Source organism: Shinella sp. JR1-6 (assembly GCF_004284735.1).
Lineage (GTDB): Bacteria > Pseudomonadota > Alphaproteobacteria > Rhizobiales > Rhizobiaceae > Shinella.
On record NZ_SHMI01000002.1, the window covers coordinates 413,439 to 431,416 of the forward strand.

Sequence of the window (17,978 nt, forward strand, 5' to 3'; positions counted from 1 at the left end):
ACTCGGTTTCGTCCGGAAATGCGACAACAAGGGATTGCCATGTCCGATCCGCAAATCTCCATCGACCTCGCCCGCATCGAGCACAATGCCCGCACCGTCGTTGACCTCTGCCGCGCCTCCGGCATCACGCCCTTCGGCGTCACCAAGGGCACCTGCGGCATGCCGCAGGTGGCGCGTGCCATGCTGCGCGGCGGCGTCAGGGGCATTGCCGAATCCCGCTTCGAGAACATCCGCCGCCTGCGCGATGCGGGTATCGACTGCCCGATCATGCTGTTGCGCAGCCCCCCGCTGACGCGTGTGGAAGAGCTGGTGCGCACCGTCGACATCAGTCTGCAGTCGGAGCTTCAATTGATGCGCGAGATTTCGCGTGTCGCCGAGCGGCTGGGCCGGGTGCACGACATCATCCTGATGATCGACCTCGGGGATCTGCGTGAGGGCATCTGGCCGAACGATCTGGAGCCCACCGTGGAGGCCATACTGGAGCTGCCCGGCGTGCGCATTGCCGGCGTCGGCACGAACCTCACCTGCTTCGGCGCCATCATTCCGACCCGGGAGAACCTGACACAGCTCGTCGCCCATGCGCAGACGGTGGAGACCATGACCGGCCGGCCGCTCGATTGGGTTTCCGGCGGCAACTCTTCCTCGCTGCCCCTGCTGCTGGCCGGCGGCATGCCGTCCGGCATCAACAACCTGCGTGTCGGCGAGGCGATCCTGCAGGGCGGCCGTGACACGTTCCTCACAGAACCCTGGCAGGCGCTCGACCGCGACGCTTTCGAGCTCACCGGCGAGCTTCTGGAGGTGAAGACGAAGCCCTCCCTGCCGATCGGCCAGTCCGGCATCGACGCCTTCGGCAACGTTCCCGTCTTTGTCGACGAGGGAGACCGGCTGCGCGGCATCGCCAATATCGGCCGTGAGGACGTCATCGCCGAGGGGTTGATCCCGACGCGGCCGGGCGTGCGGGTGCTCGGTGCTTCCAGTGACCATCTGGTGCTCGATCTCACCGAGGCCGACCCACCCCTTGCCGTCGGCGAAAATGTCAGCTTCCGCATGAACTACGGTGCGCTGCTCACGGTCATGACATCAGAATATGTGGAGAAGGTTCCGATGCGGGATGTGCGCGAGACGGGCGAGGCGAAGACCTATGCGATCGAGACGGACGCGATCGGCGGTGCGCTCGTGGTGGTGCAGGATGTTGCCCAGCGTATCGAGCATCTCGGCTTCGAGCGGGGGGCGGAGGATGCGGACAAGACGCTCACGCTCTCCATCCGCGCACGCAAGCGGGATGTGCTGCCATTCGTGGAGGAGGCTGGCCGTCGGCATGATGCACTCGGCCTCATCTGGATCGATTCCGATGCAGCGATGATGCCGGATGGCGAGGCCGGTCTGCCGCCGCCGGAAAACGCCGTGCTCAGCCGTATGCTCACCCGCCTGCCGCCTCATATCGCGCCGGAAAACATCGTCCTGATCGGCCTGCGCAATGCGGCGCCGGAGGAGGCGGCCGTTCTGAAGGCCTCGTGCCTGCGTGTCTTTACCATGGCAGAAATCGATGCGGTAGGCCTGCGCCAGGCGATGCGCGACGCGATCACGCTCGCCTCGGCCGGCACGCGCGGCTTTCACCTGTGTTATGCGCCGACCGCCACCGACATGTCCGGCTGGAGCGGCGGCATCGGCGGCATCACGGTGCGCGAGACCCATTCGGCAATGGAAATGGCGGCGCTCAGCGGCAAGTTGCGCTCGCTCAGCATTTCCGGCATTGATGCCGCGCTGCCATCGCCGATTGGCGCGGAATGCGCCAATTTCATCCTGTCGGCTTTCGGCAAAACCATTCTTTGATCAACAATATGGGAGATTTCCGATGATCAAGCGTATCAAGCCCGGCAAGCGGTTCTGCGAAGCCGTCGTCGTCAACGGCGTCGTCACCACGGCCGGCGTCACCGGCGATGGTGCCGACACCGTCGCCCAGACCCGCGACATCCTCGCGACCATCGACGGCCTGCTGGCCGAAGCCGGCACCTCCAAGGCCAAGCTGATCAGCGCCAACATCTGGCTGCGCGACATTGCCCATTTCGCCCAGATGAACGAAGTCTGGGACCAGTGGGTCGACCCGAACAACCTGCCGGTCCGTGCCACGGTCGAGGCGCGCCTTGCCGCCCCGGAACTGCTGGTCGAAATCCAGGTCACCGCGCTCGTCTGAGCCCTTTGACGACCCGCTTGCCGGGTGACGAAGCGGGGCCGCATGCATGCGGCCCTTGCAATCCTTGATATTCATCAGGTCGGCCCCGGTTTGGCCCTGTGGAAAACATCCGGATCGGCCCGCACGGCACTTTCCCCATTTTCTTGAAGCGGTATTCTCTCACTGGTTGTGGGGGTGATCGTGTCCTGGTACGCGCATAGCACGGCAGACCAGAGCAAGGTGGACTGGCAGTTGCTCTCGGAGCATTGCTTCGGCGTCGCCGTCCTTGCCGCCGAAATGGCCAAACCGCTGGGCCTCGAACGCGCGGCCTTCTTCGCCGGTCTGTTCCACGACCTCGGCAAATACTGCATCGATTTCCAGCTGCGCCTCGAAGGCAGGGATGTGCCGGTCGATCACTCGACCGCAGGCGCCCAGGTGCTGTCCGGCCTTGCGCAGGGTTCGGACAAGCTGGTGGCGCATCTCCTTGCCTATGCCATTCTCGGCCACCATGCCGGCCTGCCGGACTGGCTGAACGAGACGGATGCCTGCTGCAACATGCGCCTGAAGCGGCCCCTTGCGCTTGATCCCGCGTGGCAGGATGAGTTGAGGCCGGAAGTCTCCGACCTGTTGCCGGACATGGTGGCGCAGCTCCCGAAAACCCCGCCGGAGCAGGCTTTCGCCTTCGCCTTCATGACGCGGATGATTTTCTCGTGTCTGGTGGACGCGGATTTCAAGGATACGGAAAGGTATTACAGCGCATGCGGTGATGTCGTCCCGGACCGCGATTGGCCCGCCTTGCAGGATCGTCTCGACGATTTCCTCTCGCGTTTCGAGGTGCATATGGCGAAGTTGAATGCAGGCGGCAGTGAACTCAACGATCTGCGTGCCGCAATCCTCGCCCATGTTCGCGCGGGAGCGGAACGGCAGCCGGGGCTGTTCACGCTGACCGTGCCGACCGGTGGCGGCAAGACCCTGGCCTCACTTGCCTTCGCGCTGGACCACGCGCGGCGGCATGGGCATACCCGCATCATCTACGCGATCCCTTTCACATCCATCATCGACCAGACAGCGGCGATCTTTCGCGATGTCCTGGGCGAGGAGAACATTCTCGAGCACCACGCCGCCATCGACGAGGAACACCTTGACCCGAAGGAGCGCAAAGAAAAGGAGGCTAAGGAAAAGTTGCGCCTTGCCATGGAAGACTGGGCGGCGCCGGTGGTGGTGACCACCACGGTGCAACTGTTCGAAAGCCTGTTTTCCGCCCGCCCTTCCAAGGCGCGCAAACTGCACAACATTGCCAACGCCGTCATCATTCTCGATGAGGCGCAGACCTTGCCGCGCGGGCTGCTCCTGCCGATCCTGCGCGCCCTGGAGGAGTTGGCCACGCACTACGGCTGCACCGTGGTTCTCTGCACGGCGACCCAGCCTGCCCTGGAGCGGCGCGAGGCTTTTCCAAAAGGCCTTCCACTAGCCGGTCGGGAGCTGGCGCCCGATCCACAGGGGCCTGCGCAAAAATTCGCCCGCGTGCGCATCCGGCATGGCGGGGACATGGACAATGATGCATTGATCGCTGCCCTGCGGGACCGCGAGCAAGTGCTTGTCATCGTCAACAGCAGGCGCCATGCGCTGGAGCTTTTCCAGCCGGCGCAGAGGGAGGGGCTTGGCGGTCTCGTTCACCTCACCACGCGGCATCATGCGGCTGATCGCCGCCGTATCCTGGAGGATATCCGCGCCCGGCTGAAGGCACATGCGCCCTGCCGGCTGATCGCCACCAGCCTGATCGAGGCGGGGGTGGATGTGGATTTCCCCGTCGCCTTTCGCGCGGAGGCAGGACTGGACCAGATCATCCAGGCGGCCGGCCGCGTGAACCGCGAGGGGCGCCGCCGCCGGGACGAGAGCATCGTGACCGTCTTCAAGGCGCCCGACTATCCACCGCCGGCCGAAATCCGCGGGCTCGTCGGCGATATGAAGCGGATCATCGACAGGCATGACGACCTCACCTCGACCGCCGCGATCGAGGATTATTTTGGCGAGGTCTATTGGCGTTTCGGGGCGAAGGGGCTCGATGCCAAAGGCATCCTCGACCGCTTCACCCTCAGCCGACAGGGCAGCAATTTTGCCTTCCGCACGGTGGGCGATACGTTTCGCATGATCGAAAGCGGCATGGCCCCGTTGATCATAGCCAGCGAAGCGGAGGCGCAGAAAGCGGTGGATCAACTTTCGATTGAGGGGATCCCCTCTGGAAAGCTTGCACGGAACCTGCAACCCTTCGTGGTGCAGGTGCCGCCGAAAGCACGCGATGTGCTCATTCGAAACGGGCATGCGGCGTTTGCTGCACCGGCTTTGCGCGGCGATCAGTTCGTGGTTCTCCACAAGATGGAGTTTTATCGGCCCGATGTCGGTTTGATCTGGGAGAATGCCGACTATCTGGCGGCGGAAGACATGCTGATCTGAGGAAAATGAAGGGCGGCAAGGGGGAGTTGTGGGGTACGGAATTCGTCTCAAGGTCTCGGGTGACTATGGCTGTTTCACGCGCCCGGAAATGAAGGTCGAGCGCGTCTCCTATGACGTGCTGACGCCGTCGGCAGCGCGGGGTATTCTCGAAGCGATCCACTGGAAGCCGGCGATCCGCTGGGTGGTCGATGCGATCCATGTGCTTTCCCCCATCCGCTTCCAGACCATCCGGCGCAACGAGGTGGGGCACAAGGCGCCGGCCGGCAAGATCAAGTCGGCCATGAAGCGCGGCGACCTGGAAGGCCTGAACCTGCTCGTCGACGAGGATCGCCAGCAGCGCGCCTCGATCGTGCTTGTTGCGCCTGCCTATGTCATCGAGGCGCATTTCGAAATGACGGCGAAGGCCGGCCCCGACGACAACGAGGGCAAGCATCTCGATACGTTCAACCGCCGTGCGGCGCGGGGACAGTGTTTTCACCAACCCTGCCTCGGCACGCGTGAGTTTTCCGCGCGTTTCGAGCTGCTCGATCCGGTTGCCCCGACGCCGGCCGCCATTCCCGAAAGCCGCGACCTCGGTTTCATGCTGTTCGACATCGATCACCAGGCGCCGGGCCGCCCGGCGATGTTCTATCGCGCGGTCATGCAGGAGGGTGTCATCAAGGTGCCACACCCGGCCTCCCCGGAGGTGCGGCGATGAACATCCTGTCCTCCCTGATGGCGGCCTACGAACGCCTGCCGGATGCTCCGCCCTTCGGTTACTCGACGGAAAAGGTCGGCGTCGTGGTCGGGCTGAACGAGGACGGCACCGTCGCCACCGTGACGCCCTGGCTGGAGGGCGAGGGCCGCAAGCGCAAGCCACGTCCCATGCTGGTGCCGCAGGCGGTGAAGCGCACGGCGGGCATCGCGCCGAATTTTCTGTGGGACAAGACGGCCTATGTGCTCGGCGTGACGGCGGGCGAGGGCAAGCGCACGGCGGAGGAGCATCGCGCCTTCGTGGAACGCCATCTTGCCGACATCGGCGACAGTGAAGATGTTGGCCTTCGCGCCTTGAAACGCTTCCTGGAGGCGTGGACGCCGGACCAGTTCGCCGAGCCACTCTGGACAGACGAACTGAAGGACCAGAACGTTGTCTTCGCCCTTGAAAGCGAGCGGCGGAGCGGCACGAACCTGCACGATCGGCCGGCCGCGAAAGCCCTATGGAACCGCGCTGCCGGCGCGGTAGGCGATGCGGCCGAAATCTGCCTGGTGACCGGTGAGCCTGGCCCCGTTGCGCGCCTGCATCCCTCGATCAAGGGCGTCTGGGGCGCGCAGTCCTCTGGTGCCGCGCTCGTCTCCTTCAATCTCGACGCCTTCACCTCCTATGGCCGCGAGCAGGGCGCCAATGCCCCCGTCTCCGAGGCCGCCGCTTTCGCCTATACCACCATGCTCAATCGTTTCCTGGAGCGCGACAGCGGCCATCGCCTCCAGATCGGCGACGCCTCCACGGTATTCTGGGCGGATGCCTCGGGCAGGGGGGCGGAGGAGGCGGAAGCGCTCTTTGCCGCCTATCTCGACGACGTGGGCGACGCGCGGGCCGAGGAGAAGATCTCCGCCGAGCACATTCGAGGGCAATTGGCCCGCATCCGTGCTGGGGACCATCTTGAAGACATCGAGCCGGATCTCGCTGACGGCGTCGATTTCTACGTGCTCGGCCTTGCGCCGAATGCCGCCCGGTTGTCCGTTCGTTTCTCCTATGCCGGCAGCTTCGGCGATATCACCCGCAACTACCAGAAATTCGTGTCGGACATGCGGATCGAGCCGCCCCCGCGCGACGGATATCCGCCGCTCTGGCGCTACCTGCTCGAAACGGCGGTGCTCGGCAAGCGCGAGAACGTCACCCCCAATCTTGCCGGCGACTGGATGCGTGCCATTCTCTCCGGAACCCCGTATCCCCTGTCGCTGATGGCTTCCGTGCTGACACGCATCCGCGCGGACGGTGAGGTCAACGCCTTGCGCGTCGGCATTCTCAAGGCCCTGCTCATTCGCAATTTCAAGAAGGAGGCAACACCCGTGGCACTCGATCCGGCAAACACGAACAGGGGCTATGTGCTAGGGAGACTGTTTGCGCTCTATGAGGAAATTCAGCGCGCGGCTTTGGGCGGGCGGGTGAATGCGACGATCAAGGACAAGTTCTACGGTTCCGCCTCGGCCACGCCGCGCAAGGTTTTTGCCGTGCTGGATGGTGGCTCGGCCAATCACCTGGCAAAAATCCGCAAGCTGAACATCGGGCGCGAGGTGAACCTGCAAAGGCAGTTGCAGGCGCTGATGGACCTCATGTCGCCGTCCGACGATCCGGCGCTCGACCCCTTTCCTGTCTCGCTGACGGCGCAGGAGCAGGCCTATTTCGGCCTCGGCTACCACCATCAACGCAGCGATTTCTTCAAGAAAGCATCCGAAACCGCATCCGCCGGGGAGACCGAAGCATGACCATTCTTGCCAACCGCTATGATTTCGCCCTGATCTTCGAGGTCGTCAACGGCAATCCGAACGGCGATCCCGATGCCGGCAACATGCCGCGGCTGGATCCGGAAACCAATCGCGGCCTGGTGACGGATGTCAGCCTCAAGCGCAAGATCCGCAACTATGTCGATCTCGCCCGCCATGGCGAGGACGGGTTCCACATCTATGTAGAGGAGGGCGCGATCCTCAACGACAAGCACCGCCAGGCCTACAAGGCCCTGCGGCCGGATGACGCCAAGGCCGCCAAGGACGCCAAGCTGAACCCGAAGGACGATGCGGAGGCAAAGGCGCTCACTGCCTTCATGTGCCGCAACTTCTTCGACGTGCGCACCTTCGGCGCGGTCATGTCCACGGGGGTCAATTGCGGCCAGGTGAAGGGACCAGTGCAGATGAGCTTCGCCCGCTCGGTGGAGCCCATCCTGCCGCTCGAAATCTCCATCACCCGCATGGCCGCCACCAACGAGGCGGAAAAGAAGCAGAAGGCCGAAGGCGACGATACGAACGAGCGCACCGACAACCGCACCATGGGCCGCAAGCACATCGTGCCCTACGGCCTTTATGTCGCGCACGGCTTCATCTCGGCGAAGTTCGCCGAGCGCACCGGCTTTTCCGAAGAAGACCTGGCCCTTCTCTTTCAGGCACTTACGACCATGTTCGAGCATGACCGGTCGGCTGCCCGCGGTGAAATGGCAACCCGCAAGCTGATTGTCTTCAAACACGAGAATGCGCTTGGCAACGCCCCCGCCCACACCCTGTTCGACCGCGTGCGCATCGGCCGCAATGTCGACGGTGAATTCCGCGTGATCGACAGCCGGCTCGACAACCTGCCCCCCGCCCGCGCCTTTTCCGACTATGTCGTCACGATCGATCGCGATGGTCTGCCGGCGGGAGTGGAGGTGATGGAGTTGCTCTGAGCGATGGGCGGCATCGACACTTTTCCAAGTGAGCCGAGTGATGACCCCATCCCCCTTTCGGCCCTGCAACACGCCGTCTACTGCCTGCGACAGGCGGCCTTGATCCATGTCGAGCGGGTCTGGGCTGACAACCGTTTCACGGCGGAGGGGCATGTGCTGCATGCCGTGGCGGACAAGGCCGGCAGCCGGAAGGCGCGGGGGCTGCGGCGCGTCATGGCGCTTCCGCTCGCCTCGCGCCGCCTGAACGTGACGGGGGTTGCCGACGTCGTGGAGTTTCTTCCCGGAGCGGATGGCGAGACGGCCTTTCCGATCGAATACAAGCGCGGCAAGCCGAAGTTGCACCGGGCGGACGAGGTGCAGCTCTGCGCCCAGGCGCTGTGCCTGGAGGAGATGACCGGCCGGCCCGTGCCCGAAGGCGCGCTGTTCTATGCCGAGACGAAGCGGCGCGTGGTCGTACCCTTCGATGCGGAGCTTCGGAACCTTGCCGAGGAGACGCTGGCAGCGCTTGCCGCGGCGCTGGCGTCCGGAAGGACGCCGCCGCCCACGCCACGGCGCGAGCGCTGCCGTGCCTGTTCGCTGCTCGACCTCTGTCGCCCCGATACGGTCGCCCGTCCGGTCAAGGCGTGGCGCAGCCGCATGGTGGAGCGCTGTCTCGGAGAGACGCCATGAAGAAGCTGCTCAACACGGTCTATGTGACGAGCGAAGGGGCAGCGCTGCGCAAGGATGGCGAAAACCTCGTTGCGGAGGTGGGGGGGGCGGAACGCAGCCGCGTGCCGCTGCACATGCTGTCGGCGGTCGTCGTCTTCGGCGCGATCCATGTTTCGCCGCCGCTGATGGTAGCGTTGGCCGGGGCGGGCATCACGCTGACCTTCCTCGACCGCAACGGCCGCTTCCAGGCCCGGCTGGAGGGGCCGGTGGCCGGGAATATCCTGCTGCGGCGCGCGCAGTACCGTGCCTGCGACCGGCCTGAGGAGATCGTGCGCTCGATCGTCATCGGCAAGGTCGCCAATCAGCGCGCGGTGCTGATGCGTTCGCTGCGCGACTATGGCGCGGAGCAGGCGCCGGAGGACCGGGGCGCTCTCGACAGGGTTACGGACCGCCTCGCCCATATCCTGCGCCGGGTGGAGCGGGCGGACGAGACGCTGGACCAGCTGCGCGGGTCGGAAGGGGAGGCGGCGCAGCTCTATTTCTCCGTCTTCGGCCAGCTGATCCGCGCGCCGGACGAGGCGATGCGCTGGACCGGCCGATCCCGCCGGCCGCCGCTCGATCCGGTCAATGCGCTCCTGTCTTTTCTCTACACGCTGCTTGCCCACGATTGCCGGTCGGCGCTGGAGGGTGTCGGGCTTGATCCCGCCGCCGGTTTCCTGCACCGCGACCGGCCCGGTCGCCCGAGCCTTGCCTTGGATCTGATGGAGGAGCTGCGGCCGGTGCTTGCCGACCGGCTGGCGCTATCGCTGATCAACCGCCGTCAGCTGCGGGCCCGTGATTTCGAAACCCGCGATGGCGGGGCGGTGATGATGGGCGAGGAGGCGCGCAGGACTGTGCTGACCGCCTGGCAGGAGCGCAAGCGGGAGGAGCGCCTGCACCCGTTCCTGGAGGAAAAAGTGCCATTCGGCCTCGTCCCTCACGTGCAGGCCCAGATGCTCGCCCGTCATTTGCGGGGCGATCTCGATGCCTATCCTCCGTGGTTCTGGAAGTAGGTGTCCGATGCTGGTTCTGGTGACCTATGATGTGCGTGTGAGCGAAGGAAAGGGCGCAGCCCGGCTGCGGGCTGTGGCAAAAGCCTGCCGGGATTTCGGCCAGCGCGTGCAGTATTCCGTCTTCGAGATCGAGGTCGACCCCGCCCAATGGGCCCGTCTGAAGGCGCGGCTGGAGGGTGTCATCGATCCGGCGGTGGACAGCCTGCGCTACTATCATCTCGGCGCCAACTGGCAGCGCCGGGTAGAGCATGTTGGCGCCAAGCCCGCCACGGATCTCAACGGCCCGCTGATCATCTGACGGCCCTGGCGATCTCACCCGGCCTGCCCGTGCGAACCCCAAGCGTGCCGCGAAATCCCGCGACGTTCGCACCGCCTCCCAGACGTTGAAATTCCACGCTCTTCCTCTCCAGCCCTTGGGGAGACCCGGAGGAACCCGTCCCGGTTCCCCTCGTTCCGCACATCCAGCCCTTCCCGCCGAGCAAAATCCATGGTCTACAACCAGCCAGTCGCCTCCTTGCGGAGGCGTGGATTGAAACTCTCTCCTCCTCTTCTCCTTTCCCTCTTCTCCCTGTCGCCTCCTTGCGGAGGCGTGGATTGAAACGGTCCATTGGACCGAAGCCGGTTACGGTCCAGATCGTCGCCTCCTTGCGGAGGCGTGGATTGAAACCGCCGAACTTGATAGGGCCGGGCAGGCGGCCCTCGTCGCCTCCTTGCGGAGGCGTGGATTGAAACCGTGTTGGCGGCCGTGAAGCTCGCACTGTCGCTCAGGTCGCCTCCTTGCGGAGGCGTGGATTGAAACCAGTCCGCCTTGCCCCAGAGCGCGCCGTCGCGGACGGTCGCCTCCTTGCGGAGGCGTGGATTGAAACGCCGTGATTGGCGGCAATGACGTGGACGTTGCGCGGTCGCCTCCTTGCGGAGGCGTGGATTGAAACGCCTAACCCTGCTGCACCAGCGGGGCCCTTCAACAGTCGCCTCCTTGCGGAGGCGTGGATTGAAACGCGTACTTGAGCTGGTGAACGGCCTCTACGTCTCGGTCGCCTCCTTGCGGAGGCGTGGATTGAAACTTGTTCAGCACATCGCTCGGCTTGTCCGGGTCCATGTCGCCTCCTTGCGGAGGCGTGGATTGAAACTTTCGGTGTCGGTCTGCAACTTCGTGACCGCCGCGGTCGCCTCCTTGCGGAGGCGTGGATTGAAACCTCTGCCGGCTTGTCGTCACGCGGCCGCACGCCGAGGTCGCCTCCTTGCGGAGGCGTGGATTGAAACGACCACATCGTCCTCGATGCCAACTCCAAAGATAGTCGCCTCCTTGCGGAGGCGTGGATTGAAACACCAACGAGCAGTGGGATCACTTCAAGAAGGTGGTCGCCTCCTTGCGGAGGCGTGGATTGAAACAGTGAAGACGGTTGCCGAGAACACCGCAGCGAAGAGTCGCCTCCTTGCGGAGGCGTGGATTGAAACGTCCTGATCGAGGAACTCTGGCTGTTCGGCAAGAGGTCGCCTCCTTGCGGAGGCGTGGATTGAAACAGCCGACTGGCGCTGGCAGCTCTTCATGAGCGGGCAGGTCGCCTCCTTGCGGAGGCGTGGATTGAAACTGTCGCCTCTGCTCAGGACGAGCTTGCCAAGAGCTCGTCGCCTCCTTGCGGAGGCGTGGATTGAAACAGGTACTGGCGTTGAGCGAGCAATCCGCCGCCGAAGTCGCCTCCTTGCGGAGGCGTGGATTGAAACATTTTCACCTTGCGGACCGGGTGCTCAATCGTCCGTCGCCTCCTTGCGGAGGCGTGGATTGAAACGATCGTCAGGAGCAAGCCGCGTGACCAGAAAGCCGGTCGCCTCCTTGCGGAGGCGTGGATTGAAACACGCCCGATGCCGAGGGGCGCCATGACAGCCCGGGTCGCCTCCTTGCGGAGGCGTGGATTGAAACAACATGGAGACATGACCATGACGACCACAGGTATGTCGCCTCCTTGCGGAGGCGTGGATTGAAACCCCACGCTCCCCTGGTGCGAGGCCGATGTCGAGCGGTCGCCTCCTTGCGGAGGCGTGGATTGAAACTCCCTTGATGGGCGCTTCCTCTACCTCTGCCTCTCGTCGCCTCCTTGCGGAGGCGTGGATTGAAACGGGAGAACAGCGCCCAGTTTTCGGACTCGGCAGGCAGTCGCCTCCTTGCGGAGGCGTGGATTGAAACGCCCGGATGGCGGATGACGCCATTCGGATGGGCCGGGTCGCCTCCTTGCGGAGGCGTGGATTGAAACCCGCGCAGCCCCCACATTCCCGGCCATCGCATCGGTCGCCTCCTTGCGGAGGCGTGGGTTGAAACTATGCCAAGTTCAGCCAGTCCGCCGACAAATTCGGCGTCGCCTCCTTGCGGAGGCGTGGATTGAAACGGCAAACTTGTCGAGCGCAATGATCGGATGGAGATGTCGCCTCCTTGCGGAGGCGTGGATTGAAACCTACACGAGCTTCCATGCGTCGTCACAGGCCGGTAGTCGCCTCCTTGCGGAGGCGTGGATTGAAACCCCGACGTCACCGAACCGGCATCGGGGCTCACTGTCGCCTCCTTGCGGAGGCGTGGATTGAAACGGGTCGCAGTATGTGCGCACCGGCCTTGCCCGGTGTCGCCTCCTTGCGGAGGCGTGGATTGAAACCGAACCGCTTCACGGGCGAGGTCGAGCCGATCGCGTCGCCTCCTTGCGGAGGCGTGGATTGAAACGATGTCGAGGACATCACCGCCCCGGGCGTGATGGTGTCGCCTCCTTGCGGAGGCGTGGATTGAAACTCGCCCTCCTCGATCATCGACTGGAAGTCGGCAAAGTCGCCTCCTTGCGGAGGCGTGGATTGAAACGCGGCTTCACGCTCGTCGTCGACGACAACCGCAATGTCGCCTCCTTGCGGAGGCGTGGATTGAAACGACATCTCGATCGCTGGGCGCAGCTACGAAGGGGTCGCCTCCTTGCGGAGGCGTGGATTGAAACCGTGACGCGGTCACCTGGGCGGCGTCGGTGGTTGCGTCGCCTCCTTGCGGAGGCGTGGATTGAAACTCCAGCGCATCGCGGCCGGCAAGCCACGGCCAGAGTCGCCTCCTTGCGGAGGCGTGGATTGAAACCCGCAAGTCGCCGCGCGTCGATGGCCGCACCCGCAAGTCGCCTCCTTGCGGAGGCGTGGATTGAAACACGTAGCAGTCGCCCGCGAGTGCTGGCGCTGAGACGTCGCCTCCTTGCGGAGGCGTGGATTGAAACCCGGTACCCGACCCGGAAGATATCAAGCTGCTCATGGTCGCCTCCTTGCGGAGGCGTGGATTGAAACACCCGTGTGTTGTGCCGCGTGAACGACGAGTAATGGTCGCCTCCTTGCGGAGGCGTGGATTGAAACTCGCCACCCTTCGCCGGCTTGGCTCTTGATGTAGGGTCGCCTCCTTGCGGAGGCGTGGATTGAAACACGCAACCAGGCGCCTTCGCGATGGACGTGGCCATGTCGCCTCCTTGCGGAGGCGTGGATTGAAACATCGTGTCCGTGCAGGGCTTTTACCATGGCGGCAAGTCGCCTCCTTGCGGAGGCGTGGATTGAAACCCGATATGGGCGAGCTGCGCCTGAAGGTGCGCGGTCGCCTCCTTGCGGAGGCGTGGATTGAAACCTCCCACATGACGAGGTGGTCTTCGAGGGTGAAGTGTCGCCTCCTTGCGGAGGCGTGGATTGAAACCTTTCTGAAATCGAGGTCACCGACAAGGCGGGGCAGTCGCCTCCTTGCGGAGGCGTGGATTGAAACGACGACATAGGCCGAGGTCGAGAGGTCCGCGCGCGTCGCCTCCTTGCGGAGGCGTGGATTGAAACCGCAACATGACGAAGACGTTGACGGCGGGCTCCAGTCGCCTCCTTGCGGAGGCGTGGATTGAAACAATCTGCTCGATGACGCCGGGGCTGCGGACGTTTGTCGCCTCCTTGCGGAGGCGTGGATTGAAACCTCCAGTCATGTGAGAGACGAACAGAACCGGAGAAGTCGCCTCCTTGCGGAGGCGTGGATTGAAACATTTCTGGGTTCGAGGACGACGATTTGCAGGAGGGTCGCCTCCTTGCGGAGGCATGGATTGAAACTCGCGATCAGCACGGGGCTGCTTTCCGGTCGCAACGTCGCCTCCTTGCGGAGGCATGGATTGAAACGTTGAACGGGTTGAGCACGCCGTTGTGCGAAGAGGTCGCCTCCTTGCGGAGGCGTGGATTGAAACATCTCGGTCATATCGAGCTGGAGCCTGTGGACGGGTCACCTCCTTGCGGAGGCGTGGATTGAAACGGTCACCAGCTTTTCCGCGAAGGAAACGTTGGCGTGTCACCTCCTTGCGGAGGCGTGGATTGAAACTGAAGCCCAGTCACGGCGGGGGCCGCACCGCCGAGGTCACCTCCTTGCGGAGGCGTGGATTGAAACAACCAGTGGCTCCAAAGCCGGCTGACGGCGCACGGGTCGCCTCCTTGCGGAGGCGTGGATTGAAACCTGCTCGGTGTGGAAAACCCGACGCCCTCTGCGCCGTCGCCTCCTTGCGGAGGCGTGGATTGAAACCCCACAGCTTGAAGCCGCCGCTCTTGGCGCGCACGTCGCCTCCTTGCGGATGCGTGGATTGAAACTCAGCATCCCCGCGATCGCCGCCTTGGCGATCAGGTCGCCTCCTTGCGGAGGCGTGGATTGAAACTCTTCAAAACCCAAAAGACTGGCACGGACGACTAGTCGCCTCCTTGTGGAGGCGTGGATTGAAACACGCCCGATCAGATGATTGATCTCGTCGATAAGGGGTCGCCTCCTTGCGGAGGCGTGGATTTAAACACGCCAAAGCCGTGGAGCCGAAGGTCTGGCCGCTGTCGCCTCCTCGCGGGGGCGTGGATTGAAACGACGCCACCGGCATGGGCTGGATGGTCGCCGTCTGGGGGGCGCCCCAGCGCCGGAGCGGGGAGTGCCCGCTCCGGCGTGCCTTCCGTCAGCCGGCCTTCAGTACGTCGGCAAGGGCGTCCACCAGCATGTCGGCGTTTTTGCGGGAGAAGACGAGAGGGGGGCGGATTTTCAGGATGTTGGCGTTGGGGCCGGAGGCGCTGATCAGGATGCGGCGGGCGCGCAGGCCGTTGACGATGCGCGCCGTCAGGGTGGCGTCGGGCTGTTTCGTCGTGGGGTCCGCGACGATCTCGACGCCGATGAAGAGGCCCGAGCCGCGGATGTCGCCGAGGGCCGGGTGGAGGCGAGAGAGCGCCTTGAGGCCGTCCATCAGGTGTTGGCCGACATCGAGGGCATTCTGCTGCAGGCCCTCCGTCCGGATGGTTTCCAGCACGGCCTTACCGGCCGCGGCGGCGATGGGGTTGCCGCCGAAGGTGTTGAAGTAGCGGGCACGGGGGCCGAAGTCGGCGACGACTTCCGGGCGCAGCACGATGCCGGCCATCGGGTAGCCGTTGCCCATCGGCTTGCCGATCGTCACCATGTCTGGGGAGACGCCGTGGCGCTCGAAGCCCCACATGGTTTCGCCGGTGCGGCCGAAGCCGGGTTGCACCTCGTCGGCGACGAAGAGGCCGCCGGCTGCGTGGATCGCGTCCACGGCCGGTCGCAGAAACCCTTTCGGGCCGGCGAAGATGCCGTCGCTGGAAAAGATCGTGTCGGTGATCAGCATGGCCGGCTTGATGCCGTGACGCTGCAGGTCGGCAATGGCGGCTTTGACGTCGCGGCCGAACTTTTCCATCATTTCTTCCGGCGTGTGGCGGTAGCTGTCCGGCGCCGGTACGGTGCGCACATGCGGGCCGAGCGTCACGGATTCTCCAAGCGAGGGCGAGAATTCGGCGACCGCGCTTGTCAGGCCGTGATAGGCGAGTTCCGTCGCGATGATGCCGGTCCCGCCGGTGACGAAACGGGCGATGCGCACGGCAAGGTCGTTCGCCTCGCTGCCGGTACAGGTGAACATCACCTGGCTGAGATCGTCCGGGAAGGTGGCGGTCAGCGCTTCGGCATAGTCGATGATGCCTTCGTGCAGATAGCGCGTATGGGTGTTGAGCACGGCGGTCTGGCGGGTGATCGCCTCGACGACGCGCGGGTGGCAATGGCCGACCGAAGCGACGTTGTTGTAGGCGTCGAGATATCTTTCGCCGGCCGCGTCATAGAGGAAGACGCCTTCGCCGCGCACGAGATGCAGCGGCTTTTCGTAGAACAGGCGGTAGGCAGGGCCGAGCACCTTCTCCCGGCGGGCGACCAGCGCCCGTTCGCTCTCGTCGAGCCGTTCGAAATCCTCGCGCGAAAATGCATTCACCATCGACATGGTCAGGCCTCGGAAAGGTTGGGCACGAGCCGCTTCAGCCCGGCCGGGGTAAGGTCGCCTACGTTCTGCAGGCCGCGCCAGGCGGTGGCGTGGTTGCGCATGATATAGTCCCGGTTTTCCGGAAAGCGGGCGGAACGCCATTCGGCGATGATGATCGACATGGCAAGGCGGCAGCGCGTCAGGAGTGGCAACAGCTCGATCTCGCCGGGTTCCAGCGTGCGCGCCGACAGGAAGCCGGCAAGGAAGGCGCCGGTGCGCGCCGCCCAGTTGTCCGTCGCCAGATGATAGGAGAGGGCGACGGCGAGGTCGTTGACCAGCGGCGCATGCACCATGTCGCCGAAATCGATGATGCCGACCACCCGCGTCGGTTCCGCCGGATCGAGCAGGATATTGTGCGGGTTGAAGTCGTTGTGGATGATCTGCCGCCGTGCGAGGCTGCTCATGGCGGGCAGCGCATGCTCGAATTCGGCGAGAATGGTTTCCACCCGCGCCCGGCGCTCGGGCGCGACATGGTCGACGACCGCGCAAAGGTCCAGCGTGTGGGAAATGTCCCACATCAATTTTCCGGCCGGCGGGCGGCCATTGTAGTTTTCGAGGCCAAGGCCGAGTTCCGCGAGTGCGCGGCCGACATTGCGGCTCTGTGCTTCCGATGCCGGCGTGCGATATTGCAGCTCACCGTCAAGGAAGGTGAGGAGGCGCACGATGCGCGGGCCGTCGCCGGTGGAAAGCGTGTGGCTCGGCCCGCCCTCCGTCGTCAGGACGAGGCGCGGCACCGGCACGGCGGGGGCGGCGGCGGCAAGGTGCAGCAGGGCGCCGTCCTGGAATTCCAGAGCTGCAGGGTCTTCGGCGGGGTTGGCGATCTTCAGGACGAAGTTCGTGCCGTCGTTTCGCGTGAAGAGGAAAGTCTCGTCCCGCTCGCTGGAAAGCCGCTTCACGGTTCCAGCAAGGCCATAGATCGCCGCAACGGCGGCCTCGGCGTCGGGAAGCGCGGTCGCGCTCCAGGTTGCCGACATCGAATCCGTCTTCTTGTTTGCCGGCGCTGGCTGCGTCATGCTTGCTCCGTAGGCGCGGTTTCCCGCGGGTTTTTTCGATCCTTGCGCGCCGTCCGCCAACGACGGTGCCGGTGCGATTGCCGTCGCCCGGCATTTGGCAAAGGATGCTCCGTGACGGGTTCTACTTGAAACATATCAAAAAAGATGCATCAAGTATCTTATTACTCGATTTTGCGGATCAGTGCCATGGCCGAATTCACGACACTGGAACATGAGAACCTCAACAGCGTCGTTTATGGTGCGCTGTGCGACGCGCTGATGCAGGGGCGGTTTCAGCCGGGCGACCGGCTGAAGATCCGTGACCTTGCCGAGCAGTTCGGCACCAGCGTCACGCCGATCCGCGACGCCATCCTGCGCCTGGCCAATGACGAGGCGATCACCTTCCGCTCGCCGCGCGACATCCGCATCGCCGGCCTCAGCGAGAGTCGCTACCGGGAGATCCGGGCGATCCGCGTCCGGCTGGAAGGGCTGGCGGCGGAAACCGCCGCGCAGGTGGCGACGAGCGCGGATATCCAGGCGCTGGAGCAGATTTTGCGGGAAAACGAGCAGGCAATCGCGGCCGGGGACCGGCTCAAGGGCACACAGCTCAACCAGGCCTTTCACTTCCTGCTGCCGCAGATTGCCGGGCTCCCGGTGCTGACAACCATCCTCAGGCGACTTTGGCTGCAGATGGGCCCGCATATTTCCGATGCCTATATCGCCGGTGGCCGGGCGATGATCGATCATCATTATCCGGTCGTGGAGGCGCTGAAACGCCACGATCCGGCATCCGCCTCGATGGCGATCGTCGGCGATATCCTGCTCGGCGGCAAGCCGATCCTGGAGCGCATCGAGGGGGGCGGAGAGAGGGAAGTGCGCCGGGCGTAGCCTTTCACGCGGAGGGGCTTGCAATTCGGAAATGGCCGATT

Annotated in this window: 12 protein-coding genes and 1 CRISPR repeat array; of the genes, 10 read left to right on the plus strand and 2 right to left on the minus strand. The window is 64.4% G+C overall.

All coding sequences use genetic code 11. The features are described 5' to 3' along the window. The first annotated feature begins 39 nt into the window (after positions 1-39). The 9 genes from EXZ48_RS04585 (at position 40) to cas2 (ending at position 10,038) form a co-directional block, all read left to right on the plus strand. Positions 40-1,833 (plus strand): alanine racemase, encoded by a 1,794-nt coding sequence (locus EXZ48_RS04585; RefSeq protein ID WP_130514475.1) that lies wholly within the window; start codon positions 40-42, stop codon positions 1,831-1,833. 22 nt (positions 1,834-1,855) lie between these two features. Then, complete coding sequence (locus EXZ48_RS04590) at positions 1,856-2,194, plus strand: RidA family protein (protein ID WP_050744879.1); 339 nt, start codon at positions 1,856-1,858, stop codon at positions 2,192-2,194. A 162-nt stretch (positions 2,195-2,356) separates the two neighbouring features. After that, the gene (cas3, locus tag EXZ48_RS04595) at positions 2,357-4,627 is read left to right on the plus strand and encodes a CRISPR-associated helicase Cas3' (RefSeq protein ID WP_305850225.1); all 2,271 of its coding nucleotides are present in this window, start codon (positions 2,357-2,359) and stop codon (positions 4,625-4,627) included. Positions 4,628-4,655: 28 nt separating this feature from the next. Beyond that, entirely contained in the window at positions 4,656-5,324 is a 669-nt protein-coding gene (gene cas5c / locus EXZ48_RS04600) for a type I-C CRISPR-associated protein Cas5c (protein ID WP_130514477.1), read from the plus strand. Next, entirely contained in the window at positions 5,321-7,093 is a 1,773-nt protein-coding gene (gene cas8c, locus EXZ48_RS04605; protein ID WP_130514478.1) for a type I-C CRISPR-associated protein Cas8c/Csd1, read from the plus strand. Before cas5c ends, cas8c begins: the two co-directional genes overlap by 4 nt. Beyond that, positions 7,090-8,040, plus strand: coding sequence for a type I-C CRISPR-associated protein Cas7/Csd2 (gene cas7c / locus EXZ48_RS04610; protein WP_130514479.1), 951 nt, complete (start codon positions 7,090-7,092; stop codon positions 8,038-8,040). Before cas8c ends, cas7c begins: the two co-directional genes overlap by 4 nt. A gap of 3 nt (positions 8,041-8,043) precedes the next feature. Beyond that, the gene (cas4, locus tag EXZ48_RS04615; protein ID WP_130514480.1) at positions 8,044-8,709 is read left to right on the plus strand and encodes a CRISPR-associated protein Cas4; all 666 of its coding nucleotides are present in this window, start codon (positions 8,044-8,046) and stop codon (positions 8,707-8,709) included. Beyond that, complete coding sequence (gene cas1c, locus EXZ48_RS04620; protein WP_130514481.1) at positions 8,706-9,740, plus strand: type I-C CRISPR-associated endonuclease Cas1c; 1,035 nt, start codon at positions 8,706-8,708, stop codon at positions 9,738-9,740. Before cas4 ends, cas1c begins: the two co-directional genes overlap by 4 nt. Positions 9,741-9,747: 7 nt before the next feature. Further along, positions 9,748-10,038, plus strand: a complete 291-nt coding sequence (gene cas2 / locus EXZ48_RS04625) for a CRISPR-associated endonuclease Cas2 (RefSeq protein ID WP_130514482.1) — start codon at positions 9,748-9,750, stop codon at positions 10,036-10,038. A gap of 207 nt (positions 10,039-10,245) precedes the next feature. Then, positions 10,246-14,615: direct repeats of the CRISPR family, unit length 31 nt; unit sequence GTCGCCTCCTTGCGGAGGCGTGGATTGAAAC. Positions 14,616-14,701: 86 nt separating this feature from the next. Here cas2 and EXZ48_RS04630 read toward each other — a convergent pair. Beyond that, the gene (locus EXZ48_RS04630; protein WP_130514483.1) at positions 14,702-16,018 is read right to left on the minus strand and encodes an aspartate aminotransferase family protein; all 1,317 of its coding nucleotides are present in this window, start codon (positions 16,016-16,018) and stop codon (positions 14,702-14,704) included. Between the two features lie 2 nt (positions 16,019-16,020). After that, a complete protein-coding gene (locus tag EXZ48_RS04635) occupies positions 16,021-17,070 on the minus strand; it encodes a phosphotransferase (RefSeq protein ID WP_130514484.1) in 1,050 nt (349 codons plus the stop codon). 186 nt (positions 17,071-17,256) lie between these two features. Here EXZ48_RS04635 and EXZ48_RS04640 point away from each other — a divergent pair, with 186 nt between their 5' ends. After that, complete coding sequence (locus tag EXZ48_RS04640) at positions 17,257-17,937, plus strand: GntR family transcriptional regulator (RefSeq protein ID WP_130514485.1); 681 nt, start codon at positions 17,257-17,259, stop codon at positions 17,935-17,937. Positions 17,938-17,978: the final 41 nt, after the last annotated feature.